The following is a 3,227-nucleotide window of genomic DNA, read 5'->3' as shown; positions in this document are numbered from 1 at the left end:
CCGCGCCTTGCTATTTTCGAGATAGCTTGCGATAGCCTCCTGAATGGTCTTGTCACCTTTTTGTGCATCGTAAACTTTAAGGAAAAAGTCGACTGCATTCAGTTTTTTAGTATTAAACTTTCGTACTACCGAATCCTGCTGGATATCGTCGATGAGCTTTACCAGCTCAAAATCAACTGCGTCGAGCCCGCTTCTGAACTCCTTGACGTTTTTGGAGGATATATTCTGGATCTGAAACGTAAAGTCGCCTTGTGCATTCAGCTGGACAGCGAAAGCTTCAAAAATATACCCCAAATATTCATGGTTCAAAATTGAGTAAACAATCTTAAATGGCTCGGACGGAGATACTTTCATTATCCGGTTTCTACTGGTAATAAGTGTTGACGAAATACTTCCCAAAGAGTAGGAGAGAACCTCTTTTGAAAATTGGGAAACATCAAATATAAGTCAAATCACACCTAAATGAAAGTGCCGCGCTGCTGCAAAAGCGGTTATTTGTAGAAAAAATTACGAGTGGTCACCAAAGAATTCTATATGTGCAAACCTGTCACTCGGAGCGGGTAAATCTGGAAAAGCGGCTAGTGCGCATGCTTTTTCAAAGCCAGGCTTACCAGTTCTGCCGTATTTTTTACATTCGTTTTCTTCATGATACTCGCGCGCTGATTCGCAACTGTGTTGGAGCTGATCTCGAATTTTTCAGCAATATCCTTGCTGCTCATTCCTTCAATCAGGCATTTCAGGATTTGCTGCTCGCGCGGGGTCAGGAGACTCCATACAGATTTCCCTTCCATTTCGTCTTTCGCCGGGGCTGGCTCGGGCGCGACGAGCAGCTGTTTCATTAATTTTTTAATGATAATGGAAGAAGCAGAAGGCGGGAAGTATAAATCTCCTTTTGCTATGGCGCGGATCGCCAGCAGCATTTCGTCGCGGCTCGCGTCTTTTTGCAGGTATCCCGCCGCGCCGCTCAATGCGGATGCTACAATGTAATCCGCATTGTTATGCATACTGAAAACCAATATTTTAACATTCGGGAACGCAGGAACAATCTGTTTGATCACGTCCAGTCCGGGTACCCGCGGCATAGTCAGGTCAAGCAAAATCACGTCCGGATTCACTTTTTCGACCATATCCCACACTTCGTCACCATCGGCTGCTTCGCCTGCGATCAGCAGGTCTTCTTCATCTTCGAGCAAGGTGATAATCCCCTGCCTGACAACCGAGTGGTCATCGACAACCAAAATCCGTATACGCATTCTGCTTTAAAAAGGAGTGACAGTTCACAATTCAACTTCCAGGACCAGCCTGGTGCCGCCGTCGATCTTGGAGGTGATATTCATTCTGGCATTGAGCAGCTGGCTCCTGGTGCGGATATTTTCCATTCCATTGCCGGAAGTTGAAAAACCACCCTCCGTTTTCAGCTGGTCCATTTCAAAACCCCTCCCATCGTCGGCGATCTCCAAAATAATACGATTACTGCTCTGTTCCAATTTAATCTTAATGCGATCGGCACCGGCATGCTTGATCGCATTGTTAAGCGCTTCCTGCGCGATCCGGTACAGGCTCGTTTCCATAATGCCACTGATAGCAATCCTGGAACTGGTATCCCCTTCAAAGTCAACCCGCACACCTGCAATTTCAGCTGTCTGGTCACAAAGCAGTTTCAATGCGGCAGCAAGTCCAAAATCATTCAGTACCGAGGGCATGAGATTGAAAGATACCTGCCGCGTAGTCTGGATAATATCCTGCACGAGTGCCACAAGCTTTTCGAACTGCCGCTTATGTTTTTCATCATGAAACTGCACCGATTTGAGTTTTTCCGCGTGCAATTTGAGCCCGGTCAGCATTTGGCCGATACCGTCGTGCAGTTCCAATGCAAACCGTTTTCGCTCCTCTTCCTGTCCTTCAATTAGCGAAGCCGCTCGGATCTGGTTTTCGGCCAATTTCATCTGGTACTTTTCTTCTTCTACACGCAACAATTCATTTTGTGCTTCCAGGAGCTGCATATTGGCTTGTTTCAGTTTTTGGTTAGAAAGCTGCAATGCATTTTCAGACTCGGTCAGCATTCTTACAACTCTTCTGGTTGTATTTACCACCGGTCTGAAAATCAGCAAACCCTCAGCCAGCAGTACCAGAATGGTCATGATATCGAGGATCCATTCTATTCTTTCCAGGTTTTCCAGCCGCTCGAAGCTTTCCCGGTCAAACTGAAAAACGATCTTGTCCATTTTGGCAAGAAAACGGGGTTCATTCTCTAAAATAAGTTGTAATCCTTCCTGACTGGCTTCGGCGGGAGTATCGCGCTCAATGTTGAGAAATTGCGTGTACATTTCGTCAAACACCGGTTGAAGTTCGGTGAACATTTGGTCCAATACCGGACTTTTCCACGTTACATAGCCTTTTTCAAGCGGCAATCTTCTGTTAGCAAGATTTTCATGACTTGTTTTCCAGAGATCGAGCAGTTCCGAGAAACGGGCCGAGTCACTATGCGGAGTACCATTGATTTTGAGCAATGCAAGCTTCGTCAGCCGCTGGCTCAGCATCCGCTGTCGCCCCGCCACATTTACCACCCGACTGTCGTGGTTGAGGTTACTGATGGTTTTCCTGATCAGGAATAAGCCGCTGAGTGTAAGCAATGCAACTACACACAATGCGACCACGTAAAATCTTGTCAGACTACCTGCTACCCGTTTGTCGAGTCTTTCCATTTGCTCATATTCCGATATACACGAGGTTTTCTTTCACCATTACCGGAAAGGTTTTAATTTGATAAGCAGTGTCATTGAGGCACTGCCCGGTTTGCAATGAAAAGGTTTTTTTGTGAAAAGGGCAAGCTACTTTCGGTTCACCATCCTGGCTCCCGATCATCCCGCGCGCCACGGCCATTTGCTGCCGGTGCGGACATTCGTTGTCAGTTGCATACCATTCGCCTCTTCTCGCGAAATTAAATATAGCGATTTGTTTCCCGTCAATCAGCGCACAACCGCCGCCGTCCTCAGGGATATCACTTACCTGACAAGCGAAATGCCAGGTTACTTTTGTTTCGATGTTGGTTTGGGTGTTCATGGGATGAATGTTTTAGGCTGTCGGCCGTCGGCAAACGGCTTTGGGCTTTTTTTTTTTTGTTTGTTTTTTTTGTGTTGTTTTTTTTTTATGCTGCTTACCGCGCTGCTGGTAGCGAATGTGGCAACGCTTGACCGTGCGTTCTCCAAAGTGCAGCATATTGTTGC

3 protein-coding genes and 1 pseudogene are annotated in these 3,227 nt (G+C 46.5%); all 4 read right to left on the bottom strand.

Annotated features, from left to right (window positions below; genetic code table 11):
• Positions 1-354: pseudogene (locus ACTIE6_RS21185) on the bottom strand (ATP-dependent helicase); the annotation flags it as partial.
• Positions 355-578: 224 nt separating this feature from the next.
• Positions 579-1,253, bottom strand: a complete 675-nt coding sequence (locus ACTIE6_RS21180) for a response regulator (protein WP_439558534.1) — start codon at positions 1,251-1,253, stop codon at positions 579-581.
• 24 nt (positions 1,254-1,277) lie between these two features.
• The gene (locus tag ACTIE6_RS21175; RefSeq protein ID WP_439558533.1) at positions 1,278-2,705 is read right to left on the bottom strand and encodes an ATP-binding protein; all 1,428 of its coding nucleotides are present in this window, start codon (positions 2,703-2,705) and stop codon (positions 1,278-1,280) included.
• A 4-nt stretch (positions 2,706-2,709) separates the two neighbouring features.
• A complete protein-coding gene (nirD, locus tag ACTIE6_RS21170; RefSeq protein WP_439558532.1) occupies positions 2,710-3,063 on the bottom strand; it encodes a nitrite reductase small subunit NirD in 354 nt (117 codons plus the stop codon).
• Positions 3,064-3,227 lie beyond the last annotated feature (164 nt).

Origin of the sequence: Dyadobacter sp. (assembly GCF_051859145.1) — a bacterium.
Classification (GTDB): Bacteria; Bacteroidota; Bacteroidia; order Cytophagales; family Spirosomataceae; genus Dyadobacter.
This window is presented reverse-complemented; position numbering and strand designations above follow the sequence as displayed.